This is a genomic window from Phenylobacterium kunshanense (assembly GCF_003254525.1).
GTDB classification, from domain to species: Bacteria; Pseudomonadota; Alphaproteobacteria; order Caulobacterales; family Caulobacteraceae; genus Phenylobacterium; species Phenylobacterium kunshanense.
In genome coordinates this window covers 738,107-762,410 of record NZ_QFYS01000002.1, presented here as the reverse complement: position 1 = coordinate 762,410, position 24,304 = coordinate 738,107, and the positions used below count along the sequence as shown (strand labels likewise).

Here is a 24,304-nt window from a genome sequence, read left to right as displayed (position 1 = left end):
CTAGGCGATCGAGAGACCGTAGAGTTCGACGACGTTGTCGTGGCATATGCGGTCGCGGGTGGCCGTGGACAGACCTCGGGTGTGTTCTTGGAGAACCGCTTGGGAGTTGGGCCAAGTGGAGTCCGAGTGAGGGAAATCGCTGGCCCACATCCAGCCGGCGCTCGTTCATCAGCTCCGTGGTGCTGAACGCGACCCAATCGTCCTGAAACGTGATGTAGATGTGCTCCTTGAAATAGTCGCTCGGCATGTGCGCGAGCGGCGGGGCCTTCATCCAGTAGCGATGGCGCTTGTAGGCGTGATCCATGCGGTACATGTAGTGCGGCGCCCACCCGGCGTCGGCCTCCACGCAGACGATCTTCAGCTTAGGATGGCGGTCAAACACGCCGCCGAAGATCAGCGTGCCGATGATGTCCTGATTGCCGCGGATGATGGACAGGAAACTGTTGATCCGCGGTCCGCGAGGGTTCTGAGCGAGCGACCCCGATTTCGTCGTCAGGATGTGGAACGAGAGCGGCATGTCCAGTCCTCCGCCGTTCGGAAGACGGGCACCCAGATCGGGTCGTCATAGTCGGCCTCGCCCGGATCTCCGGGCATCATCACGCCCTTGAACCCCGCGACGTGCGCTTGCCGCAGTTCGTCGACGCCGACCGCTTGCGTCTTCATCGAGACCTGGGCTAGCCCATAGAGGCGCTGCGGCGCGCTTCCGCACAATACCCTGCCAGCCATCGATTGTAGGCCTCGAAGCAGGCCTTCTTGAAATCGAAGTCGGGGTGGTTGCAGAGAAGCATCCCGACGGTGGGATAGATCAGCTCGGCCGCAACCCCGTCCAGGTCCTGATCGGCCAGGCGATGTTTCGGATCCCACCCGCTTCGCCACAGCTCCGCAAACGCACGCCGGCCGTCGTTATGTCCTTCGGGTCCTTGCCGGCCGCCGCGAGGAGCCCGAGGGGAACAGGGGTCGCCATCCCCTCGATGACGAAGGCGTCGCCGATGTTCGGGAGGCTGTGGATCCGTGGCGCGCCGTCGCGATATGCCGGATCGATGTGATCGACGTACCAGTTCGGCGGTCGGTGATATGCGAGTCTGCCGAAATCGGCTTGCGGAGCATGTCCCTATCCTTCCTGAAATCCTAGCTTACCGCCTCATGACTTCACAGTCAGAACGCCGAGCGGCGGCGGCGTTGCGGGTCGCCGGAGGGGGCGGCGTCGTGCCGCCGCGCCTCAGTGAGCGTGAAGCTTCACGGGCAAGGCGGTGAAGCCCCGGATGATGTTGGAGTAGGTGCGTTGGGGCTCGCCGACGAGTTCTACCTGCCGAAACCGTTTTGCGATCTCCTCCCAGACGATCCGCAACTGGAGCTCGGCGAGGCGGTTGCCCATGCAGCGGTGAATTCCGAATCCAAACGACAGGTGATGGCGCGGGTTCGGCCGATCGATGATGAACTCGTCCGGTTGCGGAATGACCTCGTCGTCGCGATTGCCGGACAGGTACCACATCACGACCTTGTCGCCCTTTGCGATGGTCTTGCCGCCGATTTCGACGTCCTGGAGCGCCGTGCGCCGCATGTGTGTGATGGGCGTCTGCCAGCGGATGATTTCCGACACCATGCCTGGAATGCGCGCCAACGGGTCACTCATCAGCTTGCGGTACTCGTCCGGCGCCTGGTTGAGCGCCACGACGCCGCCGCTGATCGAGTTGCGGGTCGTGTCGTTGCCGCCGACGATGAGGAGCAGCAGGTTCCCCATGAACTCGACGAACGGCATATCCCGCGTCGCCGGGGCATGCGCCATCATCGAGATGAGGTCGGGTTGCGGGGGCGCTTTGGCCCGCTCGTCCCAGAGCGCCTTGAAGTACATTGCACATTCCAACAGTTCGTCGCGGCGCTGCTCGAAGGACGCGACGATGCCCGTCTCAGGTGAGGCGGTGGTGACGTCGGACCACCGGGTCAGCTTGCGCCGTTCGGCCCAAGGGAAGTCGAAGAGCGTAGCCAGGGTCATGGTCGTCAGCTCGATCGCGACGAGATCGACCCAATCGATCTCCTCGCCGACCGGAAGCGCGTCGAGGATCTCGCCGGCGCGGGCGCGGATGATCGGCTCGAGGAGCTTCAGGTTGCCCGGCGCAACTGCGGGGCTGACGGCGCGTCGCTGCTGATCGTGCTTGGGCGGATCCATCGCGATGAACATCTCGATGGGAACCGCGGCCTCGATGCTGTTGAGATCCTGGATCGCGATCCCACCCCACTTCGAGTCGGACGACAGCGCCTGATGGTTGGTGTCAGCCTGCACGATGTGGTCGAATTTGGTGAGTGACCAATAGGCCCCATTTGCGCTTTCCGCGCAGTAGTGGACGGGATCCTCACGCCGCAGGCGGGCGAAGTAGTCGCCCACCACATCGGTCTGAAAGAGGATGGGTTTGCTGACATCGATTTGTGCAAGCGGAATCTCGTGGGCGCTGGGCCGCCGGGTTGGCGCGTCCAAGGAGAATGCGGTCATCTTGCTGGGCTCCTACAGGGGGCGGTCCCCCGCTCGGTGATCGGTGTCGAGGCTCTGATCCCTGGGCCTCATCGAGACAGGTCAAATCCGTCGTAGCCGGCTGCGGCCGACGCTTCGCAGGCCTGCAGATAGAGGGGCAGGCCGCCCGGATAGTTGAGAAACTGCCGCGGCTTGCCGGGGATGTTCGCGCCGAGGTACCAGGAGTCCGCATAGGGAAAGAGCGTCATCGCTCCAGCGTCCTCGACATGCTGCGACCACGCCGCCTGGGCGGACGCTTTGGCCTCGAGGCGGTGGTAGCCGCCGGCGCGCAGATGCGCGAGCAGCCTGACGACGTGCTCGCCCTGCAGTTCGGCGCAGCTCGGCCCGTTGCAGAACCCTGAAGGACTTTGCGGACCATAGAGAAAGAGCAGATTCGGGAACCCTTTGGTTGCCATGCCCAGGTAGGTGGCGGCGCCGGCGGCCCAGGTCTCAGCAAGGCTCGCGCCGCTCGGTCCGCGGATATCGATCTGTGTCAGACCGCCGGTGACCGCATCGAAGCCTGTGGCGAGGACCAGGAGGTCGAGGTCGTGCCCGCGTTGCGCGGTCCGGACACCCGTGGCGGTCACGTCCCGTATTGGATCGGCCCTCAAGTCCACCAGCGTGACGTTCGGCTGATTGAAGACGTCGTAGTAGGTCTGTTCCAGGGACGGCCGCTTGACGCCGAACGGGTGCGGGGGTTCCGAGGGCGCGAGCGTCTCGGCGACGACCGGATCCTCGACCCGTTCGTGCACCTTCTCCCGCCAGAAATCATAGGCCGTCCGGTTTGACGCCATATTGGTCAGGATGTCGCCGAAGGTGGCGGACCAGAAAGCGAAGCCCCCCGCGGCCCAGCACGTTTCGTAGACGCGTCGCCGCTCCTCTTCCGACGCCGCCAGCGCCGACTCGCCGCCGATCCGCTTGAAATCGAAGCCGCCGAAGTTGAGCGGCCGGCTCGCGAAGCGCGCGGGATACTCCTGCTTCAGCGCCGCCTGGTCTTCCCGGCTCAGCCGTCGCTGGCGCATGGGCAAGGCGATTATGGGTGTCCGCTGAAAGACGACGACCTCGCGTGCGACGGCGGCTGCCTCCTGGACGACCTGGACCCCGCTGGCGCCCGTCCCCAGGACGCCGACCCGCTTGCCGGCCATGTCGAGGCCGTCCTGCGGCCAGAGGGCGGTGTGGTGGGCAAGACCCTCAAAGCGGTCGAGGCCGGGGAGATCGGGCGTGTACGGCTTGGCGGCGAACCCGGTGCACATCAGCAGGAAGCGCGTTTCGAGGGTTTGGCCCGTGTTGGTGCGGACCTGCCAGGTATGCCGCGTGTCGTCGAAGCGGGCGCCTTCGACGCGACAGCCGAACTGGATGTCCTTCTGCAGATCGAGTTTGCGGTCCACATACTCGAAGTACCGGCGAAGTTCCGCCCAGGCCGGGAAGCGCTCGCTCCAGCACCAGTCCCGCCACAACTCGGGGTCCGAGTACTCGTAGAGCGGCACATGGCTGTCGACCCGTGCGCCGGGATAGCAGTTCCAGTACCAGATCCCGCCCAGGTCCGGAGCGGCCTCGAGCAGGCGGACCCGGAACCCAAGCTCCCGCAACCGCCGGAGCTGATAGAGGCCGCTGAAGCCTGCGCCTACGACGATGACCTCGAACGGTTCGGCCGATGGTGATGGGGCGGCGGCGTCCGTCATTGTCCGTCCGTCCTGTCGGCTGTCGGTTCGACGAGTTCGAACCAGGGCGCCATGACGCCATCGCCGAGATCGTGGAAGGCCAGCCGCACCGGGAGCCCCAACCGCAGTTCGTCCGGCGCACAGCGCGTCAGGCGGGTTGCGAGCCGCACCCCCTCCTCCAGTTCCACGACGGCCGCGACGTAGGGGACGTCCTTAGCGAATGCCGGGTGCATCGCCTGGTGGATGACGGTCCACGTGTAGAGAACCCCACGCCCGCTCGACTCGGACCATGTGAAGTCGGGCGAGCCGCAGTGTGCGCACATGTAGCGTGGCAGGAACCGCCATGCGCCACAGCCGCCGCAGCGCTGGAACCGCAGCTCGCGCTGTCGGCAATAGGACCAGAAGGCCTCGTCGAGGGGATCCTGGGTGCGGGGCGTCGGGGTCATATGTCGTTCCGAAGGATGGCGAGGCTGCCGTCGCCGAGATCGCCCCAACCCGTGACGAGACCCATGCGAGCGCCCCGGACCTGACGCTCGCCAGCGTCGCCTCGGAGTTGGCGCACCGCCTCGACGACATGGTTCAGACCCCAGACGTGCGCCTCGCTCAGGAGCCCCCCGTGCGTGTTGAGCGGACGTCGGCCTCCGAGGCGGAGCTGGCCGTCCTTGACGACATCGTAGACACCGCCTGGCTCGCACAATCCGAGCGCCTCGAGCTGCAGCAGGACCACGTAGGTGAAGCAGTCGTACACCTGGAGGAAGTCCATCTCGTCGATCGACACGCCCGCCATCCCCAGGGCGCGCGGCGCGGCGTAGCTCAGCCCGATCTTGAACATGTCGGGGCGCGACGGGATGTCGTCGGCGGGATAGGGATGCCCTTCGGCGGCTCCCGCGATGTAGACGGGCCGATGCGGCAAGTCCTTCGCCCGCTCGGCGCTGGTCACGACCACGGCGCACGCGCCGTCGGTCTCGAGACAGCAGTCGTAGAGCCGGAAGGGCTCCGCGATCCAGCGCGCGTCGAAATAGGTCTCCACGTCCAGCGGCCGCCCATAGGTGAGGGCCCGCGGGTTGAGCTGCGCATGTTCGCGACAAGCGAGCGCGACTTCCGCCATCGCCTGGCCCGGAACGCGGTACAGCTGCTTGTGCCGCATCGCCAGCCACGCGTACATCTGCACAGGCAGGGTCACGCCGTGGGGCAGATAGAAGCCCTGGATCGTCCGCGTCAGCGTGTTCATGTTCATCGGCCGCTGCGGCGGCGCGCCCGCCTTCGGTCGTAGCGCTGAAAAGCCGTTCCAGCCGAGCACGACGAGCACGTTGTCGGCGATCCCCGCAGCGACCGCCATCGCCGCGTTCTGAAGGGCCGTGGTCGGGCTGGCGCCCCCCATGTGTACGGTTGAGGCGTAGCGCAGTACGTCGACGCCCAGGTTTGCGGCGAGTTCCTCGGACGTCGTGTAGATGGGGGGCGGAACCATGCCGTCGATGTCGCGCGGCGCAAGACCCGCATCGGCGATGGCCCGCCGGGACGCCTCCAACATCAGGTCCACGGCCGTGCGTTCGGATCCCTTGACGTAGGGCGTCTCGCCGATCCCGACGATCGCGGCCTTGTCGGCGAAATGGAATTGTTCGCGGCTCATCATCTGTCAGACCGGTGGAATGAGGCAGGAATGAATGGACTCCTCGCCCTCGACCTGGCGCGCCAGCGTCCGGATGGCCCGCTCGGCCTGCTCGAGGGGAAAATCGTGCGTGTGCATGATCTCGAGCGGCGTTGTGCGGGCGTGGATCAGATCGATCGCCTTGCGGTAGCCGGACGACGTCACGCCGATGACGCCCCTGATGGTGATTTCGTTCAGGACGATCAGATCGGACACGAAGTCATCGACGGGCTTGAAGCCCTTGACGCCCGCGAGCACGATCGTTCCGCCGGGCCGGACATAGCCCAGGGCGTCGCGCACGGGTTCGGTCGCGTAGGAGGTGACCTCCACCACCACGTCGGCGCCGCGGCCACCGGTGTAACTCTTGATCCGCTCCAGCGCCGGCTCGTTGTCGACGTCGATCGTGTGGTCGGCGCCGAGCCGCCGCGCGATCTCCAGCTTGCGAGCGTCGGCGGACCGGCCGGTCACGATGATCTTTCCGGCGCCAGCATGGCGCGCGGCGACCACGCTCGCCAGGCCTCGCTGTCCCGGGCCCAGGATCAGGACCGTGTCCCCGACCTGTGTCTGGGGCACCTCGACCGCCCACCGGAACCCGGCGCCGAGCGGATTGAACATCACCGCGAGTTCGGGCGGGAGGGCAGGATCCATCCTGTGCAGGATCGCATTCGGCGCAAGCCACATGTACTGGGCGTAGGCGCCCCAAAGCCCCGGCTCCGAGCTCAGGGGAATGTACGAGTAGATCTGCCGGTGGCTGCAGAGGTGGTAGCGCCCGCCCAGGCAGGTGTCGCAGCAGTGGCAAGCCAGCATGGTTTCGACCGCAACGCGGTCGCCGACATCGACACCCCAACGCCGCGCCGCGCGGTCGCCGATGGCCGCGATCACCCCGAGCGGCTCATGGCCCGGCACGACGGGCGTCGGGACGCGCAGGACACCCTCGAACTGCTCGTAGTCGCTCCCGCAGATACCACAGGCTTCAACCCGGAGAATGGCGCTGTCGTCGTCGATCGCCGGCATCGGCAGCTCGCGGGCCTCGAGGCGCCGCGGACCGGTCTGCACCATGGCGAGCGTGGTTTTCGGCAACATCCAAGAACCCGATCAAGGCTAGACGTCCATAACATGCTTGTGTCACACCTAACGCATATCCGTGTGATGACGCAAGAGACCCAAGATGCGCGTGGAACCCCGGGTGCCGATGCTGGATCTGCCCGATGCGCGCGACGCGGCGCGCCGGCATGGGCTGCCCGAAGCCTTCGCCGAGCTGAGCGTGTTCCGCATCCTGTTACGCCACCCGACGGTGGCGCAGCGCCTCGGCGACCTGTTGCAGACGCTCCTGTTCACCGGGAACGCGCTCGACCCGCGGCTCCGCGAGTTGCTCATCCTCCGGATCGGTTGGCGGACGGGCGCAGTCTACGAATGGACCCAGCACTGGCGGGTCGCACGCGGCCTGGATATCCCCGAAGCCGATCTCCTGGCGGTGCGGCGTTGGCGCGAGGCGGCGGAACTCAGCGAGGCTGATCGGGCCGTCCTGCAGGCGACCGACGACACCCTCGACAAAGGAGCCATCGGCGACGAGGCGTGGGCGGCCTGCTGCCGCCACCTCCGCTCGGATCAGGAGCGGATCGAGCTGGTCATCGCCTTGGGAAACTGGACCATGTTCTCGCAGCTGCTGCGAAGCCTGCAGGCGCCGCTCGAAGACGGGGTCGCGGCCTGGCCGCCGGATGGTGAAGTCCCTTTCGTCGGAGCCCAACCCTGATGCCGCGCAAACCGATCTCGGCCGATCTCGTCGGTCTCACGCTCCCTGCCGTGACGCGCACCTGGTCCCCGCGCGACGCGATCCTCTATGCGCTCGGCGTCGGCGCGAGACCCGCCGAGGATCTCGAGTACGTCTACGAAGGCCGAGGCCCCAAGGTGCTGCCGACCTTCGCCGTGATCGCGGGCGGCGGGGCCATGAGCGCCGTCATGCGAGACGTCGACATGCGTCTGGAGATGCTGCTGCACGGAGAGCAGTCCGTTGAGCTTTTCCGACCCCTTCCTCCGCAGGCCGAGGTGACGGTGACGGGGCGGATCACCGAGGTTTGGGACAAGGGCAAGGCCGCCGTCATCGGCATCGAAAGTCACGGGTTCGACAGCGACGGCGAGCTGTTCCGGACCCACGCCACCCTGTTCGTGCGGGGCGGCGGAGGCTTCGGCGGCGAGAGAGGCCCAGCCTCCGCCGACGCGGCGCCACCGGCGCGCGCGGCGGACATCACCGTGGCGTTTGAGACACGCCCGGAACAGGGCGCCATCTACCGCCTCTCCGGCGACCTGAACCCGATTCACATCGATCCGGATTTCGCGCTGAAGGGCGGCTTTCCGGCGCCCTTCATGCACGGCCTCTGCACCTATGGCGTCGTCGGCCGTGCGATCCTGCGGGAACTATGCCATGACGACCCCGCAGCGTTTCGCGCCATGCGGGGCCGCTTCGCAGATCGTGTGGGCTTTGGCGACACCATCACGACGCGCATCTGGCGGGACGGGCCCGGTCGGGCCCTCGTGCAGGCCGAGACTCAGGACGGCCGGATCGTGCTGTCCAACGCCGAGGCGAGGTTCACGGAGTAGGTTCGTCCATGCGCAGTCCCGACGCTTCCATCGTCAAGTCCGCCGCTCGGACGCTTGAGATCTTCGAGTATTTCGACGCCGTGCGGCGTCCGGCGCCCATCCACGACGTCGCGCAGGCGCTGGGCTATCCGCATTCGAGCACCGCGGCGCTGCTGCGCAGCCTAGCGGACCTCGGCTACCTCGAATACTCGATCACGGACAAGACGTTCTTTCCTTCCATCCGCGTGTCGCTGCTGGGCCACTGGGTCGGCGAGGAAATCCTCTCGCTCCGAGGCATCCAGCACCAGATGCGCGCGATCGCAGATGCGACCGGCATGACCGTTGTGCTCGGGTCGATCAGCGACGGCTACTGCCAGTACGTGCGTGTGCTCGAGGCGGAAACGCCGATCCGATATCACGTGAAGGCCGGCGACCGGCGGTGCCTGGCTCGCTCCACGCTGGGCCACGTCCTGCTTGGACAAGAGCCTGAGGAACGCCGACGCATTCTGATCCTCCGGGCCCTGGCGACGTGGGATGGACCCGAGGCCGCGCCGGCCGCGGAGGTCATCGAGAAGCAAGCCGGCCAGGCTGCCGCCCGGGGCTTCGCGTTCAACGTCGGGCTGGTGACGCCGCACGCCGCCATGCTCGCCGTCCCGCTGCGCGCGGGCTACGCCAACCGGCCGCTCGCCCTCGCGGTGGCGGCCGCCGAGCCCTTCTTCCAGGGGCGCAGGACGGAAATCCTCGACATTCTCCGAAGCGCCCTTACCGACCTCGCGCCTGCTGAACGGGCCTCGGCCTAGGTTTGCCCGCCCTCAGCGCAGGGCGCTCAGGGGCTGCGACACGTCACCGTAGCCGGCGTCGGGCGGGATCACGAGCACACGCGCTCCATCCCGCACCGTGACTTCGGGCAGCACCGTGACCAACGTCCGGGCCTGGGCGCGGTCCAGGCATTCGCGCGCAGTCTGGGCCTCCGCGAGGAGTCGCAGGTTCATAAGGGTCGGGAAGATGATGGTGCGCTCGCCCGACGCGGCCATTCGTACGGCCTCTGCGGGCGCAATCCATTCCGCGTCGACGGTTTCGCGCCCGTCGCAGGCCGCCACTTGTCCCGGCGGAGCGTGCAAGACGTAGAACCATGTATCGAAACGCTTCGGCATCATGGTGGGCGTGATCCAGCGGGCGAAGACGGCCAGATCGTCGAGCCGAAGTTTGACGCCGAGATCGCGCACCACGTCGATGAAAGCGAGCTCACCGGCGTCCACTGCGCTGCGGACCGACGCGTCGCACGGCGCCTCGAACGGCGCGCCGTCCGAAGACTGCGCGAGCAGAATGCCCGCCTCCTCGAAGGCCTCTCGGATTGCTCCAATGCGCAAGGTCCGCTGCACGGCATCCAGCTTGTCCCACCCCAACGCATGCTGTGCCCAACCTTGATCGCTGTCGCCCGCGTGGGTCTTGCCGCCCGGAAACACCAGGGCACCGGAAGCGAAATCGATCTGATGGTGACGCTTTACCATCAGGACCTGAAACTCCGGCTGATCGCGCAGCAGCAGCACCGTCGCGGCCGGCTTCGGTTCGGGCGCTTGTGGCGCGTCGGGCATCCTGGCTCTCCCTGAAAACCCGCATGGCGGGCGCTGTGTACACTGTGCCGGCGGGCGGCGACGCTAGCCCTTTGGCCGGGGGTTCTGGATCAGTACGGTTCCCTGGGCCGAGCCGCATAGCCGGCCCTCGTTCTCCATCTCGATCCGCACGACGGCCGTCTGTTTGCTCATCGAGAGAATCTCGGCGTGCGCGCGCACCGCCCCCGTGGAGACCGGCGCCAGCAGGTTGATCTTGAACTCTGTCGTCGCGGCCCACTGCCCCTTCTCCATGTGCGGGTAACACACGCATCCCAGCACATGGTCGCAAAGCGCCGAGAGGACACCCCCGTGCATGTTGCCGAAGCTCGTCAACAGTTTTGGATCGACAGTCATCTCCGCCGTGAGGCGTCCAGCCTCGATGTTGGTCACTCGGATACCGAGGAACTCGGGCAGGCCCGTCATCCGGTTGCTACTGGCGATGAAGCCGTCGACCATCTCGGGATGGAAGTCGGGCATGCGGCGCGCGATCATCGTAACCTCCCGATCAGGAATAGGTCTGCGCGCGGGCCAGTGCAGCCTCCGCGCCGGACACGAGATCGGCAAACACATCGCGGGCGGGGCGGATCGCCTTGATGAGTCCCATGCCCTGGCCGGCAAACCCCGGCACGATGTCCTTGCGCTCGGCGCGCGAAGCCGCCGACATGACCGGGCCGGCCACCATGGATTGGTAGGGCATGGGCAGCGGGTCCCGGCCAGCATCGACCCAGGCCTGGGCCCACTTGTTTCGGATCACGCGCGCCGGCTTCCCCGTCACGGACTTGGACACCATGGTGTCGCCATCACCGCCTTCCACGAGGGCTTCCTTCTGGAACGGAAGAAGCCCTGCCTCCTCGGTCGCCAGGAAGGCCGTCCCCACCCAGGCCCCCTCCGCGCCCAGCATGAAAGCCGCGGCGACGCCGCGACCGTCCGCGATGCCGCCCGCGCCGAGGACCGGCAGGCGACCGCCCACGGCGTCCACCACCTGCGGGATCAGCGCCATGGTGCCGATCGGGGAGTTGTGGCCGCCTCCATCATGGCCCTGGGCCACGACCACGTCGATGCCCGAGGAGGCGACCTGCAGTGCGTGCTTCACCGAGCCGATCACCGCCATCACCTTCGTGCCGTTCTCGCGGAAACGATCCATCCACGGCGCTGGATTGCCGAGGCCGGCGGCGTAGACCGGGACCTTCTCTTCGACCACGACTTCCATCTGCGCCTCGAAGAAGTCCTTCGAGAACATCGCCAATCCCTCGACGGCGCTTCCGTCATCCGCTGCGCGTGGCGGTCGCGACGAGGCCTCCAGGCCTTCGCGCCGCATGAAGTCGCCAGCAAACGCACGGGCCTCTTCCAGGCGGTCGACGGGCGAGAGGCCCCCTGAGGCCTCGCCAGCCGCAGGTCCGCCGCTGCGTCGCACCGACGCCGGCAGTAGGGTGTCCACGCCAAACGGCTTGTCCGTGAGCGTGCGGACTTCGCGGATCCAGGCGCGCAGCTGCTCCGGGGGGCATGCGGCCGCCCCCAAGACGCCCAGGCCCCCGGCGTTGGACACCGCGGCCGCCAGGCGCGGCACGCTCGCCCCGCCCATGCCCGCCAGAACGATCGGGTACTGGATGTTGAGGATCTCACAAATTCGGCTGTGCAGCGGCATGGCGACCTTTCTCGCTGACGTTTCCCTGGCGCCTCAGCGCCCGTAAAATACCGGTGTGCGTTTTTCCATGAAGGCGCGCGGCCCCTCGCGCGCATCCTCGCTCCGGAACACCGGAGCGGAGAACTTCGCCTCCAGGGACATCGCTTCTTCCTCCGGCCGGCCAAGGCAGGCGCGTGCGGACCGGCGGATCGCCTGGACGGCGATCGGCCCGTTGGCGGCGATGCGCTGGGCCAACTCAAGGGCCGCTTCCAGAACGTCACCCGGCGGTACGACGCGGTTCAGGAAGCCCCATGTGAGCGCCTCGTCCGCGGAGATCAGATCCCCCGTAAGCAGCAGTTCCATCGCCCGCGCATAGGGGAGTTGCCGCGGCAGGCGCACGGTCGATCCCCCGCCCGGAAAGATCGCCCACTTGACTTCCTGCACGCCGAGCTTGGCGGCGTCTGACGCCACGCGAAGGTCCGTTCCTTGCGCCAACTCCATGCCGCCGGCGATGGCGTGGCCGTTGATCGCCGCGACCACCGGCTTGACTGCATCAAACGTCCGCAGCAGCGCCGTCCCCAGAATCTCCCGGTCTTCGACGACCTGACGATCCCAGTCGTCCTCAGGCTCGCGGCTGCGGCTGATCAGCGGGATCAGACGGCCGAGGTCCGCCCCGGAACAGAACGCCTTGTCCCCGACGCCCGTCACGACGGCGGCGCGGATGTCCGGATCGTCGCGCACCGTCCGCCATGCGGCGGCGAGGCGCACGATCATCTCGGGGTTGAGGGCGTTGCGCGCCTCAGGGCGGTTGAGTGTCACGATGGCCACGTGGCCGATGCGCTCCAAGCCAACGACCTCGTGCATCTTCACCCTCGCTCATATGTGTCGTGCTATATCACGAATGTGTCGCGCATGTCCTTGGGTAAGCCAAGGCACGAATGCGCATCTTCAGCAGAGGCGCTCGGCGGCGCCCGCCCCTTCGTCCGGCCCCCCAGCGACGAGGGGTGGCGGACCATTTGCGCCGGCCCTTAGGAACCTTGGGTTCGCAAAGGCCGAAGGGACCCGAGTTGGTCCGGCCTGAGGGCGCGAAGGCGAGAGATGAGTTTCGAGCGCGCCCATCGCGTCGGCGGAGCGGCCAGAGATGGCCTGGCCCTGAGGCGCACAGAGTCGACCGCGCCCATGGAACCTGGCCAGTAACGATGAGGCGGCGGATGCCGCCGACCGCAAAATGGCGACAAGCGGCCAGTGCAAGGCAGGGTGACGGCGGCCTCGGAACTTTCGGGGAGCAATGACACTTTTTGTATCATGGCTTACAAATTTTCCAGCGTGGCGGTGATCGTTGCTCTAGCTGTGACGTGGCCTTCGGGGACCTTGGCGCAGCCCAAGGACGAGGCCTCCAGCGCGGTGCGCCTCGACGGCGCGAGAGCGGTGGTGACCCAGCCGGCTCGCGACCTCGGCGTCGTTTCGCCTAGGATTCCGGAGGTCATCTCTCACGCTGCCGCAGCGCCTTACAGCACTCGAGGCCTTGGAAGCTGCCGCGCGCTGGCCGCGTCCGTTCGCGAGCTCGACGTCGCCTTGGGACCGGATTTCGATGCGCCGCCGCTGCCGAAGGACAACCGGGCAACACGTATCGTTGAAGCCGGGGGACGGTCCCTCGTTAATTCCGTGGTGCCGTTCCGAAGTGTCGTGCGGGAACTGACGGGCGCGGCCGCCGCCAAGCGGGAAGCGGAACTCGCGTTGGACGCTGCGCTTGCCAGGCGAGGCTTTCTACGCGGCCTGCAAGCCGCTCGCAGATGCAAGGTGCTGCGTTGAGGGCCGTCGTCGTTCGCCGGCGTTCGCTCGAGCGTACGGCCCGCGATGAACAGCGGAAGGCAGGTGGACCCGGGGCGCTCAGGTCGGAGAACGCACGTTGCCGCTCACCCGCTCGAGCAGCCGCTTCATCACCTTCTTTTCTGCGGGCGTGAGGCCAGCCCAAAGCGAATGGTGCGTAAGGTCCGCAGGGGCAATCTCGGCGCATCGAAAGCGCCAACGCCGAGGCCGCGGCCCTGGTCGCGACCGTTGACGACGCGAAAGGCAGCTCACCGCGGAAGTCGCGCGCGCATACATCAGCCTCCGCGAGGCGCAGCTCCGGCTCGAGCTCGCGCGTCGGGAGCAGGATCTGCAGCAGCAGACCCTGGAGCTGACGTATCAGCGCTATTCGGCCGGCGCCCTGCCCCTCTTTCCGGTCGGCGCCGCGAATGCCGAGCTCGAGCTCTTGAGGTCGCAGATCGCCGAAGCGGAGGCCGACATTGCGGTCTTCAAGGACCGCTCTCGGTCCTCATCGGGAGTGCGCCGGGCGGCTTGGACGATCTGCTGGCGGCGCCGGCGCCTATTCCCCTGCCGCCTGCCTCCATCGCCGTAAGCGACCCGGCCGAGCTGATCGCACGTCGACCGGATATCCGCGCCGCCGAGCGCCGGCTCGCCGCCGCGAACGCGCGGGTTGGCGTGGCGGAGGCTGCACGCTTTCCGCGGTTGTCCTTCATGGGCATCCTGGGACTCGGGGGAACCGACCCCGAAGACGTCTTCGACGTGGCGAACCTCTCGACGATCGCGCTGCCGCGCCTGCAATGGAGTCTCTTGGACTTCGGGCGGACCGCAGCCGCGATCGACCAGGCCCAGGCCGCGCGTGGCGAGGCGGACGCGCGGTACCGCGATGTCGTGCTCCGCGCGCTTCAGGACGCCGAACAGTCGCTCCAAAGGTTTGGCCAGCATCGCATCAACGTCGCGGCGCTCACGCAGATCAGCCGCCAGGCGGACACGGCGGCCGAGCTCAACCAACAGCGCTTCACCGCAGGCGCGATCGGGCGGAGCGACCTCAACCTGGCACTCCGCCAGCGTGCCCAGGCCAGAGCGAACCTCAGCCGCGCGGTTGCGGCGATGACCACCAGCTGGGTGGCGATCCAGAGGTCGCTGGGATTGGGCTGGCGCGCCGGGGCGACGACCCTGCCCGAGGACTCGCCTGATCGCGGGTAGTGGATGCACAGGTCATTCGCTGCCGATCTCAACCCGCGGCGCTTCGGCCCGCTACCGCGCCGAGCGCGACCGGAGCCCGCGGAGGCGCCGGCCAGTGCGTGGCGCACCACGGAGTGGACGACCCAGATATCCGGCCCGTCGGTCGGGGTTGCCACGGATCCACGTCGAGGAAGACCCGGCCCCGACCGCCGCGCGGCTCCACGGACATCCGCGGATCTCGGATCAGTCGGGCGACTCCCTCGTGGCGGCATATTGTGGGCTGTCCACATCTGGCTGCGCTAGGATGGAAACCTTGAGCCTGGTCCGCCGCTGTGGCGCCTCGGCTCTCGCGGCGCCGCCCGAATCCCTGGGCGACGGGCGTGCCGCCGCGGGGGGGCACCAAAAAAGGCTCTGGTCCGGAAGACTCGAAGGGCGCGGCTCGCCCGCCCAGACTTGCCCCCCGATGATGCATCGACGGTGCGACCGTCCCGTCGTTCGCAGGCGTCAGAAGTCGAACAACATCTGCTGAGCGATCGCCTTCGCGTGCTGGCAACGGCGTCGCGCGGCCGCTCCCCGCCGGGTCGCGGCGCGAACCCGCTCCACGCTGGCGACCACCTGCGGCGCCTTCGCCTCGCAGTTGTCGGCGCCTTCGGCCATCGGCTCGTCCAACCGGGGCCCTTGCGACGCTAAGCGGTCACGTGAGGTCGCGCACCTATCCGGGCCGCCAGGGGTCGCCGAGCCTCTCGCGCTCGCCCGCCCGACGCTGTGGCCCCGCGAGACGCGCCACGCCTCGATTTCAGCCTCGCGATAGCCGACGCGGCCGGGGGAGATGGCATATGGAGACGGGAAGTCACCGCGCTTCTGGAGGCGCCACGCCGTCGTTCGGCTGAGCCCCGTGGACACCGCCACTTCCCGCCAGGGAAGGAAACGGCCGCCCGAGGTTTCCGCGTCGAGGAAGGTGCGCCAGTTGGCCAACGCTTCAGCTCCAGACGCGTGGATCGAGCTTCTGCTCGCGCCGGTTCCGGCGCAGGCCTGTGCGTTGCGCCCGCGCCCATTCGCGCAGTGCGCCGCGAGGGTACCAGGGCTTTCCACGAATGTGCTCGCAGGGGGGGCCATCGCCCCCCACCGACCAAATCCTCGCGAGCGTCGCCGGCTTGAGTCGAACGTTGAACCGGACGAGATAGGCCGACGCCTCTGTCCGCGTCAGCAGGTCCTGGTCGCTTTCGTCGCCGGGAGGATCCGGGCGCGCGGTCGAAGTGGTCATGGCGCCCTCCGGCAGTCGCTGGCCGAGCGGATAGACCGCCTGGCCGAGACCGCCAGGTAGCACTCGACCACGGTGGCGACATAGGCCTCGGTCTCGGGGATCCTCGGAACCCGCCCGAGACGGGCGACCCGCTCCGGTCCGGCGTTGTACGCCGCTAGGGCCAGGCGCAGGTCGGCGAAGCGCAGCAGCTGGCGGGCGAGGTAGTCGGCGCCGCCGGCCAGGCTGTCGTGCGGGTCGCGACGGTCGCGCACGCCGAGTTCGCGGGCCGTCGCCGGCATGAGCTGCGTGAGGCCGACCGCGCCCGCCGGCGAGACGGCGGTCGGGCGGTAGGCGCTCTCGGCGACCACGAGCGCGTGCAGCAACTTGGGGTCGAGGCCGTGCCGACTGGCGGCCGCGGCAACCGCAGCGTCGAACGGCTGGACCGGCGGCGTAAGGCGAACGGCCGCTGCAGACCCGAGATCGCGCGGGCGCTCGGCCGGCGCCGGCAGGGCGGGAAAGAGGCCCCCGCCGGCCGCGCTCCAGTCGGCCTGGGCCCCGGCCGGGCTTGCGGTGGCGGCCAGGAGCGCCCCGGCCAGGATTCCGCGTATCACCATGTCAGCACCTCCGCGTAGACCGCATCGATCTCGGTGTCGGGCACCGGCCCGAAGTAGCGGCTGTCGAAGCTGGCGGGCGTGTCGCCCAGCAGGAGCAGTTCACCGGGCGCGAGCCTGCGGCACCCGCGCCAGCGCGGCAGCGGGCGGCCCTGCCGGTCGCGGAGCAGGATCCGGACGGCGCCCTGCGGCCAGGTCAGCCGCCGGTCCGAGACGCAGACGGCCGTTCCGCCCGTGGCCGCAACCCGCTTCAGCAGCCGCGCCCGCGGGGTCGCACCGAGGCGGGCGAGGTAGGCCTGCGACGCGGCGGGCGCAGGGAGCGCCACGATGCGGCCGGGGGCGGGCGGGTCGGAGGCGCGCAGATAGATCCCTCTCGGCAGGCTGGACGTCTCGTTGACCAGGAGTCGCGGCGGCTCGGCGCGGCCCACGGCGGCGAGGCTCGCCAGGCCCGCCAGGCCCAGGACGAGGTGAAGGACGAAGCGGCTCATGGTCCGTAGGGCTCCAGAAGGAGGTCGTGGGTCACCAGCACCCGGACGCGCTCGCCCGGCCGCAGTCGTATCGAGGGCCGGACGGTCAGTTCGCGGTCGATGAGCCGGCCGCCCACGCGCGCCGCCTCCAGGGCGGCGGCGTCGCCGGCGTCGCCCCAGAAACTGCCGGCGCGGTCGTCGCGATCACGCGCGGCCTGGCCCAGGGTGGTGATGGCGCCCGCGAAAACTGTGGCGATCGCCAGGTCGCCGAGCCGGCGGTCGACCTTGCCTGGCACGCCGACCGCCCCTTGCGCGTCCACGCCGGGCGGCGCCTCCAGGCGCAGGCTCTTGCCGTTGGGCAGGATCAGCCGGCTCCAGGCGATGAACACGCGATCGTCGCCGTAGCGGCTCTCGCCCTCGTGGCGGCCGATCAGCCGCGCGCCTTGCGGGATCAGCAGATGGCGGCCGGCGACGGTGTCGAAGACGTTCTCGCTGACGCTCGCCACGACAGGGCCGGTCCGGGCGGTGTCGATGGCGGTGAGCAGCACCGCGGGGATCACCGCGCCCGCCTTCACCTCGAAGGGGCTGAGCGGCGCAGTGAGCGCGTGGGAATTGTAGGCGTCCCGGTCCGCCGGGCCGCTGGCGTCTCGGGCTGCGGGCGGGGCCGACGCGCTTCGCACCGCCGCAAAGAAGAGCTCCGAGGCGCGGGCCTGGTCGCGGAGCTGGCGGCGAGGATCGGGAGCCGCTCCGGAAGGACGGGCGGTCGGGGGAGGGATTCTCGGCGCGGGCTCGGGCGCGTCGGCCTCGGCCGGCGTCGCGCCGAGCCGCCGCGGCGGCGGCAGGCGGTCGAGCTCGCCGTAGTGGGCGGGGCCGTCCGTGACGATCTCGCTCGGGCGCACCGGGCCCACGGCGGCCGACGGAGCTTCGCCGGCGCGGGCCGCGAAGGCGCGGGCCCGCAGCTCCGGCTGCGCCACGAAGGCCCAGGCCAACGCACCGGCCACCAGCGCCGCCGCCGCCAGCACCGCGGCGGTCACCACGCTGCGGCGCAGTCGCGCCACCCGCGGCCGCGGCGCCCGGGTGTCGAGCGGCGGCAGCGTCGTCTTGGGCTGGGACCCAGCGTCCGGGGCGTCGAGACGGGTCACGGCGCGCCCTCCCCTTGCCGGCGGATCCGCACCACCTGGCCCTTGCGCCCGCCGAGCCGCAGCTCCGCCCGCTCGAGCACCCGATCCACCACAAGCAGGCCGTTCCGCTGGCGGTAGTTGACCATCTGGGCGTGGCCGGCCGGGTCCACCGCGAACAGCGCCGGGCTCTCGCGGGCGGCGGCGCCGGGAGGCAGCGCGAGATACGTGCGCACGCCGTCGGTCATCACCGCCGTGGGCGTCCAGGGCGGCGACCGCCGTCCCCGTGGCGACACAGCATAGCGGGCGTCGAGCGGCCCCTCCGACGCGGCGACGGGCTGGGCGGGCGAGAGCCCGGCCGCCTCCGGCCCCGGCAGGGGACGCGGCAGGGCGGCCGAGACGTCCCAGGCCACGGCGGCGTTGAAGGCCTGCGGCCCGCCGCTACGCAGCTGGACGAGATAGACGCCGCGGCTGGTGGTGAGCACCAGGTTGGTCTCGAGTCCCGTCTCCAGCGGCTTGACCAGAACATGCGCCCGGCGGTCCGCGCCGTCGCCGGACTGGGTTTCGCCAATCTGCCAGCGCACCGTGTCGCCGGCCGCGACGGCGGTGACGCCCTCGCCAGACGGCAGGGTCAGCACCGTCACCCGCAGCGGTGCGGTCCAGACCTCGTAGATGCGGGACGGGTCGTAGGCGAACACCTGCACCCCGCCCAGGAAGCCGTCGGCCTGCGAGTGCGTCCGGGCGCGGCGGTTGGCGGCGGCGATCGCCTCGGGACCGGCGTCCGGCGGCGATACGGACTGGTCCGGTCGTACCCCAGGCCTCGCCTGGTTCCCGAGATCTGGGGGATTGGGGATCGGCGCCATGACCGCGAAGGTTCGCCGGGTGGTGGGCGTCTCTCCGCGTGGGTCCTCCGCGAGCTCCGGAGCCTCCGCAAGGACGGCCGGCTGTGTCGCCGTGGCCGCGGGCGTCTCGGGGGCCCGCCGATCCAGGCTCAGGCTCGGCGGAAGATGGCCGCAGCCGCCGGCGCCCATGAGGGCGAGGGCCAGCGGAAGCAGCGTGCGGATCAGGCGGCGTCGGGGGTCCATGACACGTCCTCGATGCGGATGCCGAGCGGGTTCTTCATCAGCTCGGCCTCGGTGCGGGGCGGCTGCAGCTTGATCGTGATCAGGGCGCGCCAGCGGCCCTGGCCGGCCCGCTGGCCATTGACGAACCGGGTCTCGCGCCACTGCAGGTCGTAGGTCCGGGGGCTGCGGCGCACGACGTTCAGCACCTCGACGCTGACGGCCTCGCGGCCGGCCTCGGCGAACGGGTCGTGAGCCTGGGCCCAGGCGTTGAGGAAGGCCGCGGCCTTGGGCGTGGTGAGGTCGTAGGCGGAGATCCAATTCTGGCGGATCACCACCGGGTCCGTGGGCTTGCCGCGCACCGCGCGGATCCAGCCGGCGAGCGCGTGGCCCACCTGGGCTTCGCTCGGCTCGTAGCGCCCCCCCAGGGCCGTGATGCGCTGGGTCTCGCCCCAGTCGCTCACCTCCACGACGAAGGGCTTCACCTGCGCCTGGCGGCTCTCCGCGAACCAGCCGCCGCCCAGGCCGGCGGCGAGGACGAGGTTGGCGAAGGCCATGCGCCGCCAGTTTCGGGCATGCGTCAGGGTGAGCCCCATGCGCTCGTCCCAGACCTGGCCGGCCCGCTGGTAGGGGGTCGAGGCCGGGGCGGAGGCCAGGGCGCGCTTGGGTCGGAAGAAGGGGTGCATGGCCTCAAGCCTCCTCATCCTTCAGGGGTGGGGTGAGCGCGCCGCTCGCCTCATGCCCGGGCAGCAGGCTGCGGCCGGCGTTGGCGACGAAGAAGGCCTGCAGGGCCGAGTTGCGGCGGGACCGGTCCATGGACCGGGACGAAGCGGGGTCGGCGCCTGCGGCGCGGTGAAAGTCCCGCCGCGCGGCCTCGGTCTCGCGGGCGAGCCGCTCCGTGTCCGCCGAGGGCGCCGGCGCGTCCGCGCCAGGTGGCGCCGCGGGTGCGGCGGGCGCCGGGCCCGCCGGCCGGGCCGCGCCCTGGGGCCCCGGTCCGCCGCTGCCGGGCGCTGCGGGACCGGCCATGCCGCTCCCGGGCGCGCGGGGGGGGTTGTCGTTGTTGGGCCGCGGCGGCGCGGCGCCCGGCCGCGAGACGGATCGGCCCTGCGCGGCCCCGGCGGCGGCGCGCACTGGCGTCAGCAAGGGCGCGGCCACGGCCGCGCCGACCGCCGCGACCCCGCCCACCGCCAGCGCGCCCGCGGCGGCCGAGCCGGCGCCGAGCGCCGGGCCGCCGGTCACCAGGGCGGACGCAAGGTTTGGGATGAACAGGGCGAGCATCGCCAGCAGCAGCGAGGCGGCCAGGATCGCCAGGGCCTCGTAGAGGTCGGGGGCGGCGGAGGGCTGCAGCTCGTCGAACACCGAGCGCGCGCCCGAGACCACGATGGCGAGGGCCAGGACCTTGAGGCCGGAGGAGACCACGAAGCCCAGCGGCCGCTCGGCCAGGAAGGCGGACTTCGACCAGATCCCGAACGGCAGCAGCACGAAGCCGCCCAGGGTGACGATCTTGAACTCCAGCAGGGTGACGATGATCTGCAGCGCCAGCACCGCGAAGGCCAGCATGATGCCGATCATGGCGAGGCCGAGGATCAGCGCGTCGGTGAGGTTGCCGAGCACGTCGATGGGATTGTCGACCGGGGCGGGCGTCTCGCCCAGCGCCTTCACGATCTCCCACCCCTGCTGGAGGATCGCGCCGGGGTTCAGGAAGTCGGCCCGGGAGAGGCCGCCGCCGCCGGCGGTGAGGCCGAGGTCGATGAAGCCAACCTGGATCGTTTGAGAAAGGGCCTGCCAGTCGTTGATGAGGTAGGCGAACGCGCCGATCAGCAGGACCTTCGCGAAGCCCGATGCGAGAACCTCGCGGTTCGACGACAGCGCCCATTGGATTCCGGTGAGCGCCACCACGAGGGCGATCATCAGCCCGAAGACACCGTTGACCGCACCGCTGAGCGCATCGAAGCCAGCCGACACGGTGTTAGAAAACACCGTCATCAGGTCATTCGCGGTTTGGGGACTGGCAGCCATAGTCGACGCCTCGGCCTAGTTCCGCGCGTGCGGGAATGGATTGAAATCCGGATTGGGGATCGTGCGGCTCTCGCGCCCCCAGAACTGCCGTCGCGCCTCGGCGCTCGCCGCGCGTTCCGCCGCGCGCCGGGCGCTTTCCGCCGCCAGCAGCCGCGACTGCGCCATCAGCAGCGTGCGCATCGAGCCCAGGTCCTCGGCCAGCACGGCCAGCACCTGGGTGGAGGACTGTATGGCCGCGGTCTGGCCCTCGGCCCCTCGGCTGGCGTTGAGCGCCCCCTCCAGACGTCCGGTGCGCCCGCGGCTTAGACGCTCCAGCTCGGCGGCGGTCCGCGCCAGGTCCAGGGCGGTCTCGCGCGCCTGGGTGTTGCGGGCGCGGCCCTGTTCCAGGGCCTTGCGCGGATCGAGCCCCTCCACGGCGGTCGGGTAGAGCCGCTCGAAGTCCTGCTGCAGACCCTGCAGATCCGAGGCCACGCCCTTCACCGAACGGGCGAGCTCGCCGATGTCCCGGAGGGTCTGGGTGGTCTCGCCGAGGTGGCTGTAGGGCGAGGCGGCGAGCGCGCGGGCTTGGTTGGCGAGGGCGCGGGCTTCGTTGGCGAGGCTCTCGAGCTGGCGGGCCGCCTGCAGGGCGTTCTCCAGGTGGTTCTTCGGGTCGAAGACCACCATCTGGGCCTGCGCCGGCTTCGGGTCCGAGCAGGCGGCGAGGAACAGGAGCGGCGCCAGCGCGCCGAGAAGCCTATTCCGCCGCGAGCGCGGCGGGTTGGGCGGCGTCGAAGACGGCATCCACATGGGCGAATCCCTTGGCTGCGAGGAAGGCGCGGGCGAAGCCGTCCGGGCCGGAGCGGGCGAGGACCTGGTCGATCAGGGCCTGGTCCTCGGGCGCGGCGGCGCCGCAGAGCGCCAGGGCCACGCCGGAGAGCTTGAGATCGAAGAGGCGGCGGCCCTCCGGCTGGCGCCAGTAATAGGCGCGCTTCGGCGTCGCGAAGGCGATGAGCTCCAGCTGGCGGCGGTTGAGGCCGAAGGCGCGATAGAGGTCGGCCGAGGCCGGCTCCAGCGCGCGGGGATTGGGTAGGAAGATCTGGGTCGGGCAGGATTCGATCAGGCTGGCGGCGATCGAGGAGGCCGCGACGTCGTCGAGCGACTGGGTGGCGAAGACCACGGCGACGCGCTTCTTGCGCAGCGTCTTCAGCCATTCGCGGACCTTCGCCGCGAAGCGGCTGTCGTCGAGGAAGAGCCAGGCCTCGTCGAGCACCAGCAGGGTGGGCCGGCCGTCGAAGCCGCGCTCGAGTTCGCGGAACAGCGCGCCCAGGACCGGGGCCAGGGCGCTGCGCGTGGCCATCAGGGTCTCGAGCTCGAAGGTGTCGAACCGCGTCGGCGCGAAGTCGGCGTGCGTCCCGTCGAGCAGGCTCCCGAAGGGCCCCTTCAGGGTCAGCGGCTCGAGCGCGGCGGCGACGGCCGGGTCCTGCACCAGGGCGCAGAACACGGTGAGCGAGCGCTGGGCGACGGGGGCGTCGGCCAGGGCGCCCAGCGCCGACCAGACCTCCTCGCGCAGGCGCGGGCCCACCTCGACGCCGGCGGCGCGGACGGCGTCCTCGATCCAGTCGGCGGCCCAGGCGCGGTCGGCGGGCGCGTCCACCCGCGCCAGCGGCTGCAGGGCGAAGGCCGCGCCCGGCTCCAGAGCGCGCCAGGCGCCGCCGGCGGCGAGTGTCGCAGCCCGCACGCTGCGGCCCTTGTCCAGGAAGACCACGCGCGCGCCCGGATAGCGGAACCACTGCAGGGCCAGGAAGGCCAGCAAGGCGCTCTTGCCCGATCCGGTCGGCCCCACGACCATGGCGTGGCCCACGTCGCCGACGTGCAGCGCCAGGCGGAACGGGGTCGAGCCCGTGGTGCGCGCCACGGCGAGCGGCGGCCCGTCCAGGGCGCCGTCGCGCTCCGGCCCCGCCCAGACCGCCGAGACCGGCATCAGGTCGGCGAGGTTGAGGGTGCTCACGAGCGGGCGGCGGACGTCGGCATAGGCCTCGCCGGGCAGGGTCCCAAGCCAGGCCTCGACGGCGTTGAGGTCCTCGGCCCGTCCGACCAGGCCCTGGGCGTTGAGCGCGACCTCGACGGCCCGGGCCTTGCCGGCGGCGGCCTCGGGGTCGGGGTCGAGGATCACGACGGCGAGGGTGAGATAGCCGAAGGCGCAGGCGTCAGCGCCGAGCGCCGCGAGCGCCGTGTCGCATTCCTCGGTCTTGCCCGCGGCGTCAGTGTCGAGGAGCGGGACCTCCTCCTTGGTGATCGCCTCGCGCAGCAGGACGCCGACACCCTTGCGCTTGGCGAACCAGCGCTTGCGCAGTCGCAGCACCTCGCGCTCGGCGTCGGCCTTGTCGAGACCGATCCAGCGGGCACTCCAGCGGTAGGCGAAGGGCAGCGACGAGAGGGCGTCGAGGAGGCCCGGCCGGGTGGCGGCCGGGAGCGCGCGGACCGACACGACCTTCAGCCAGTGCCCGCCGAGACGTGGGGCCAACCCGCCGGTCAGGGCCGCGTCGGCGAGTCCAGCGTCCAGGAACGGCGCGAGATGATCGGGGTCCACCGGATGGGCCGCGGGCGAGACGCAGCCGTGCAGCCAGGTGACGAGCTCGCCGTCGCCCAGGCGGCGCGCCTCTGGCAGGGTGTCGGCCAGCAGGTCGAAGACGGCGTCCGCCTCGCGCTGGAAGAGCGCCAGCGCGCCCCGCCAGTCGCGACCGCTGCGCGCCAGCCCGTCGAACATCACCCGCTCGATCCGGCGGGTCTCGTCGGCCGGCGGCATCCACGTCAGGCTGAGGCGGTAGTCGGTCTCGAAGGCCGGCTCGGCCCCCTCGAAGGCCGCCCGCCGCTCGGCGTCCACCAGCCAGGCGACGGGGACGTCGATGTCGCTGTCCGGATAGACCGAGGCCGGGCGGCGACGGGCGTCGACGTGGACGCACCACCCCGTCCCCAGCCGGCGCAGGGCGTTGTTGAGCCGGGCGCGGACGGCCATCAACTCGTCCTCGGTGGACGATTCCAGGTCGGGGCCGCGGAAGCGCAGGCCGGCGAGGAACGAGCCGTCCTTGTTGAGGACGACGCCGGGGGCGACCCGCACCGCCCAGGGCAGGTGGTCGGCGAGGGTGGCGGGGCGGCGGCGGAACTCGTCGAGGAAGCGCATCGGTC

General features: G+C 70.1%; 26 protein-coding genes and 1 pseudogene. 5 read left to right on the top strand and 22 right to left on the bottom strand.

What is annotated here, in order from left to right:
- The 7 genes from DJ019_RS21665 to DJ019_RS08070 all read right to left on the bottom strand — a co-directional run bounded on the left by DJ019_RS21665 (position 1) and on the right by DJ019_RS08070 (position 6,898).
- Positions 1-150 (bottom strand): amidohydrolase family protein, encoded by a 150-nt coding sequence (locus DJ019_RS21665; RefSeq protein ID WP_205854106.1) that lies wholly within the window; start codon positions 148-150, stop codon positions 1-3.
- A 342-nt stretch (positions 151-492) separates the two neighbouring features.
- Complete coding sequence (locus DJ019_RS21175; protein ID WP_205854105.1) at positions 493-663, bottom strand: hypothetical protein; 171 nt, start codon at positions 661-663, stop codon at positions 493-495.
- Positions 664-1,219: 556 nt separating this feature from the next.
- The gene (locus DJ019_RS08090) at positions 1,220-2,488 is read right to left on the bottom strand and encodes a cytochrome P450 (RefSeq protein WP_111275449.1); all 1,269 of its coding nucleotides are present in this window, start codon (positions 2,486-2,488) and stop codon (positions 1,220-1,222) included.
- A 68-nt stretch (positions 2,489-2,556) separates the two neighbouring features.
- Entirely contained in the window at positions 2,557-4,188 is a 1,632-nt protein-coding gene (locus DJ019_RS08085) for a flavin-containing monooxygenase (protein ID WP_111275448.1), read from the bottom strand.
- On the bottom strand, positions 4,185-4,613 hold the full coding sequence (locus tag DJ019_RS08080) for a Zn-ribbon domain-containing OB-fold protein (RefSeq protein ID WP_111275447.1): 429 nt from the start codon (positions 4,611-4,613) through the stop codon (positions 4,185-4,187). The genes DJ019_RS08085 and DJ019_RS08080 overlap by 4 nt, the downstream gene beginning before the upstream one ends.
- Positions 4,610-5,797, bottom strand: a complete 1,188-nt coding sequence (locus tag DJ019_RS08075) for a thiolase C-terminal domain-containing protein (RefSeq protein ID WP_111275532.1) — start codon at positions 5,795-5,797, stop codon at positions 4,610-4,612. Before DJ019_RS08075 ends, DJ019_RS08080 begins: the two co-directional genes overlap by 4 nt.
- A 6-nt stretch (positions 5,798-5,803) precedes the next feature.
- Entirely contained in the window at positions 5,804-6,898 is a 1,095-nt protein-coding gene (locus DJ019_RS08070; RefSeq protein ID WP_111275446.1) for a zinc-dependent alcohol dehydrogenase, read from the bottom strand.
- Positions 6,899-6,983: 85 nt separating this feature from the next.
- Between DJ019_RS08070 and DJ019_RS08065 the strand changes: the two genes are divergently transcribed.
- From DJ019_RS08065 to DJ019_RS08055, 3 genes are read left to right on the top strand one after another with little or no spacing between them, the layout of a single operon-like run.
- Positions 6,984-7,568, top strand: coding sequence for a carboxymuconolactone decarboxylase family protein (locus DJ019_RS08065; RefSeq protein ID WP_111275445.1), 585 nt, complete (start codon positions 6,984-6,986; stop codon positions 7,566-7,568).
- Positions 7,568-8,413, top strand: coding sequence for a MaoC/PaaZ C-terminal domain-containing protein (locus DJ019_RS08060; RefSeq protein ID WP_111275444.1), 846 nt, complete (start codon positions 7,568-7,570; stop codon positions 8,411-8,413). Before DJ019_RS08065 ends, DJ019_RS08060 begins: the two co-directional genes overlap by 1 nt.
- Before the next feature lie 8 nt (positions 8,414-8,421).
- Entirely contained in the window at positions 8,422-9,192 is a 771-nt protein-coding gene (locus DJ019_RS08055; RefSeq protein WP_111275443.1) for an IclR family transcriptional regulator, read from the top strand.
- Positions 9,193-9,204: 12 nt separating this feature from the next.
- Here the strand turns inward: DJ019_RS08055 and DJ019_RS08050 are convergent, their stop codons facing one another.
- The 4 genes from DJ019_RS08050 to DJ019_RS08035 all read right to left on the bottom strand — a co-directional run bounded on the left by DJ019_RS08050 (position 9,205) and on the right by DJ019_RS08035 (position 12,493).
- The gene (locus tag DJ019_RS08050) at positions 9,205-9,987 is read right to left on the bottom strand and encodes an NUDIX hydrolase (RefSeq protein ID WP_111275442.1); all 783 of its coding nucleotides are present in this window, start codon (positions 9,985-9,987) and stop codon (positions 9,205-9,207) included.
- Positions 9,988-10,050: 63 nt separating this feature from the next.
- A complete protein-coding gene (locus DJ019_RS08045) occupies positions 10,051-10,497 on the bottom strand; it encodes a PaaI family thioesterase (protein WP_111275441.1) in 447 nt (148 codons plus the stop codon).
- Between the two features lie 13 nt (positions 10,498-10,510).
- Positions 10,511-11,650, bottom strand: a complete 1,140-nt coding sequence (locus DJ019_RS08040) for an NAD(P)H-dependent flavin oxidoreductase (protein WP_111275440.1) — start codon at positions 11,648-11,650, stop codon at positions 10,511-10,513.
- Positions 11,651-11,683: 33 nt separating this feature from the next.
- Positions 11,684-12,493 carry an enoyl-CoA hydratase-related protein gene (locus tag DJ019_RS08035; RefSeq protein WP_111275531.1) on the bottom strand — a complete coding sequence of 270 codons (810 nt, stop codon included), beginning with the start codon at positions 12,491-12,493 and terminating at the stop codon, positions 11,684-11,686.
- A 441-nt stretch (positions 12,494-12,934) separates the two neighbouring features.
- Between DJ019_RS08035 and DJ019_RS20765 the strand changes: the two genes are divergently transcribed.
- The gene (locus DJ019_RS20765) at positions 12,935-13,441 is read left to right on the top strand and encodes a hypothetical protein (RefSeq protein WP_133255263.1); all 507 of its coding nucleotides are present in this window, start codon (positions 12,935-12,937) and stop codon (positions 13,439-13,441) included.
- Positions 13,442-13,969: 528 nt separating this feature from the next.
- Complete coding sequence (locus DJ019_RS08030; protein ID WP_205854104.1) at positions 13,970-14,641, top strand: TolC family protein; 672 nt, start codon at positions 13,970-13,972, stop codon at positions 14,639-14,641.
- A gap of 483 nt (positions 14,642-15,124) precedes the next feature.
- On the opposite strand, the gene DJ019_RS21345 is transcribed toward DJ019_RS08030, so the two are convergent.
- The 11 genes and pseudogenes from DJ019_RS21345 to trbE all read right to left on the bottom strand — a co-directional run bounded on the left by DJ019_RS21345 (position 15,125) and on the right by trbE (position 24,299).
- Positions 15,125-15,277 carry a hypothetical protein gene (locus DJ019_RS21345; protein ID WP_240606402.1) on the bottom strand — a complete coding sequence of 51 codons (153 nt, stop codon included), beginning with the start codon at positions 15,275-15,277 and terminating at the stop codon, positions 15,125-15,127.
- A gap of 138 nt (positions 15,278-15,415) precedes the next feature.
- A pseudogene (locus tag DJ019_RS21655) lies at positions 15,416-15,712 on the bottom strand (helix-turn-helix transcriptional regulator); the annotation flags it as partial.
- The gene (locus DJ019_RS08020; RefSeq protein ID WP_111275438.1) at positions 15,600-15,884 is read right to left on the bottom strand and encodes a hypothetical protein; all 285 of its coding nucleotides are present in this window, start codon (positions 15,882-15,884) and stop codon (positions 15,600-15,602) included. The pseudogene DJ019_RS21655 and the gene DJ019_RS08020, both read right to left, overlap by 113 nt.
- The gene (locus DJ019_RS08015; RefSeq protein ID WP_111275437.1) at positions 15,881-16,477 is read right to left on the bottom strand and encodes a lytic transglycosylase domain-containing protein; all 597 of its coding nucleotides are present in this window, start codon (positions 16,475-16,477) and stop codon (positions 15,881-15,883) included. The genes DJ019_RS08020 and DJ019_RS08015 overlap by 4 nt, the downstream gene beginning before the upstream one ends.
- On the bottom strand, positions 16,471-16,962 hold the full coding sequence (locus tag DJ019_RS08010) for a S26 family signal peptidase (protein WP_111275436.1): 492 nt from the start codon (positions 16,960-16,962) through the stop codon (positions 16,471-16,473). The genes DJ019_RS08015 and DJ019_RS08010 overlap by 7 nt, the downstream gene beginning before the upstream one ends.
- The gene (locus tag DJ019_RS08005; RefSeq protein WP_111275435.1) at positions 16,959-18,083 is read right to left on the bottom strand and encodes a TraB/TrbI/VirB10 family type IV secretion system protein; all 1,125 of its coding nucleotides are present in this window, start codon (positions 18,081-18,083) and stop codon (positions 16,959-16,961) included. The genes DJ019_RS08010 and DJ019_RS08005 overlap by 4 nt, the downstream gene beginning before the upstream one ends.
- A complete protein-coding gene (locus DJ019_RS08000) occupies positions 18,080-19,144 on the bottom strand; it encodes a TrbG/VirB9 family P-type conjugative transfer protein (RefSeq protein ID WP_111275434.1) in 1,065 nt (354 codons plus the stop codon). The genes DJ019_RS08005 and DJ019_RS08000 overlap by 4 nt, the downstream gene beginning before the upstream one ends.
- Positions 19,123-19,806 (bottom strand): conjugal transfer protein TrbF, encoded by a 684-nt coding sequence (gene trbF / locus DJ019_RS07995; RefSeq protein WP_111275433.1) that lies wholly within the window; start codon positions 19,804-19,806, stop codon positions 19,123-19,125. The genes DJ019_RS08000 and trbF overlap by 22 nt, the downstream gene beginning before the upstream one ends.
- Before the next feature lie 4 nt (positions 19,807-19,810).
- Positions 19,811-21,106, bottom strand: coding sequence for a P-type conjugative transfer protein TrbL (gene trbL / locus DJ019_RS07990; protein ID WP_240606401.1), 1,296 nt, complete (start codon positions 21,104-21,106; stop codon positions 19,811-19,813).
- A 48-nt stretch (positions 21,107-21,154) separates the two neighbouring features.
- Positions 21,155-21,925 (bottom strand): TrbJ/VirB5 family protein, encoded by a 771-nt coding sequence (locus DJ019_RS07985; protein WP_165843928.1) that lies wholly within the window; start codon positions 21,923-21,925, stop codon positions 21,155-21,157.
- On the bottom strand, positions 21,873-24,299 hold the full coding sequence (gene trbE, locus DJ019_RS07980; RefSeq protein ID WP_111275431.1) for a conjugal transfer protein TrbE: 2,427 nt from the start codon (positions 24,297-24,299) through the stop codon (positions 21,873-21,875). Before trbE ends, DJ019_RS07985 begins: the two co-directional genes overlap by 53 nt.
- Between the last annotated feature and the right edge of the window lie 5 nt (positions 24,300-24,304).

What these genes read in the sequence shown, in the direction of transcription:
- DJ019_RS21665 (WP_205854106.1), bottom strand. Translation starts at nt 150, where the DNA reads ATGTGGGCCAGCGATTTCCCTCACTCGGACTCCACTTGGCCCAACTCC.
- DJ019_RS21175 (WP_205854105.1), bottom strand. Translation starts at nt 663, where the DNA reads ATGAAGACGCAAGCGGTCGGCGTCGACGAACTGCGGCAAGCGCACGTC.
- DJ019_RS08090 (WP_111275449.1), bottom strand. Translation starts at nt 2,488, where the DNA reads ATGACCGCATTCTCCTTGGACGCGCCAACCCGGCGGCCCAGCGCCCAC.
- DJ019_RS08085 (WP_111275448.1), bottom strand. Translation starts at nt 4,188, where the DNA reads ATGACGGACGCCGCCGCCCCATCACCATCGGCCGAACCGTTCGAGGTC.
- DJ019_RS08080 (WP_111275447.1), bottom strand. Translation starts at nt 4,613, where the DNA reads ATGACCCCGACGCCCCGCACCCAGGATCCCCTCGACGAGGCCTTCTGG.
- DJ019_RS08075 (WP_111275532.1), bottom strand. Translation starts at nt 5,797, where the DNA reads ATGAGCCGCGAACAATTCCATTTCGCCGACAAGGCCGCGATCGTCGGG.
- DJ019_RS08070 (WP_111275446.1), bottom strand. Translation starts at nt 6,898, where the DNA reads ATGTTGCCGAAAACCACGCTCGCCATGGTGCAGACCGGTCCGCGGCGC.
- DJ019_RS08065 (WP_111275445.1), top strand. Translation starts at nt 6,984, where the DNA reads ATGCGCGTGGAACCCCGGGTGCCGATGCTGGATCTGCCCGATGCGCGC.
- DJ019_RS08060 (WP_111275444.1), top strand. Translation starts at nt 7,568, where the DNA reads ATGCCGCGCAAACCGATCTCGGCCGATCTCGTCGGTCTCACGCTCCCT.
- DJ019_RS08055 (WP_111275443.1), top strand. Translation starts at nt 8,422, where the DNA reads ATGCGCAGTCCCGACGCTTCCATCGTCAAGTCCGCCGCTCGGACGCTT.
- DJ019_RS08050 (WP_111275442.1), bottom strand. Translation starts at nt 9,987, where the DNA reads ATGCCCGACGCGCCACAAGCGCCCGAACCGAAGCCGGCCGCGACGGTG.
- DJ019_RS08045 (WP_111275441.1), bottom strand. Translation starts at nt 10,497, where the DNA reads ATGATCGCGCGCCGCATGCCCGACTTCCATCCCGAGATGGTCGACGGC.
- DJ019_RS08040 (WP_111275440.1), bottom strand. Translation starts at nt 11,650, where the DNA reads ATGCCGCTGCACAGCCGAATTTGTGAGATCCTCAACATCCAGTACCCG.
- DJ019_RS08035 (WP_111275531.1), bottom strand. Translation starts at nt 12,493, where the DNA reads ATGCACGAGGTCGTTGGCTTGGAGCGCATCGGCCACGTGGCCATCGTG.
- DJ019_RS20765 (WP_133255263.1), top strand. Translation starts at nt 12,935, where the DNA reads ATGGCTTACAAATTTTCCAGCGTGGCGGTGATCGTTGCTCTAGCTGTG.
- DJ019_RS21345 (WP_240606402.1), bottom strand. Translation starts at nt 15,277, where the DNA reads ATGGCCGAAGGCGCCGACAACTGCGAGGCGAAGGCGCCGCAGGTGGTC.
- DJ019_RS08020 (WP_111275438.1), bottom strand. Translation starts at nt 15,884, where the DNA reads ATGACCACTTCGACCGCGCGCCCGGATCCTCCCGGCGACGAAAGCGAC.
- DJ019_RS08015 (WP_111275437.1), bottom strand. Translation starts at nt 16,477, where the DNA reads ATGGTGATACGCGGAATCCTGGCCGGGGCGCTCCTGGCCGCCACCGCA.
- DJ019_RS08010 (WP_111275436.1), bottom strand. Translation starts at nt 16,962, where the DNA reads ATGAGCCGCTTCGTCCTTCACCTCGTCCTGGGCCTGGCGGGCCTGGCG.
- DJ019_RS08000 (WP_111275434.1), bottom strand. Translation starts at nt 19,144, where the DNA reads ATGGACCCCCGACGCCGCCTGATCCGCACGCTGCTTCCGCTGGCCCTC.
- trbF (WP_111275433.1), bottom strand. Translation starts at nt 19,806, where the DNA reads ATGCACCCCTTCTTCCGACCCAAGCGCGCCCTGGCCTCCGCCCCGGCC.
- trbL (WP_240606401.1), bottom strand. Translation starts at nt 21,106, where the DNA reads ATGACGGTGTTTTCTAACACCGTGTCGGCTGGCTTCGATGCGCTCAGC.
- DJ019_RS07985 (WP_165843928.1), bottom strand. Translation starts at nt 21,925, where the DNA reads ATGTGGATGCCGTCTTCGACGCCGCCCAACCCGCCGCGCTCGCGGCGG.
- trbE (WP_111275431.1), bottom strand. Translation starts at nt 24,299, where the DNA reads ATGCGCTTCCTCGACGAGTTCCGCCGCCGCCCCGCCACCCTCGCCGAC.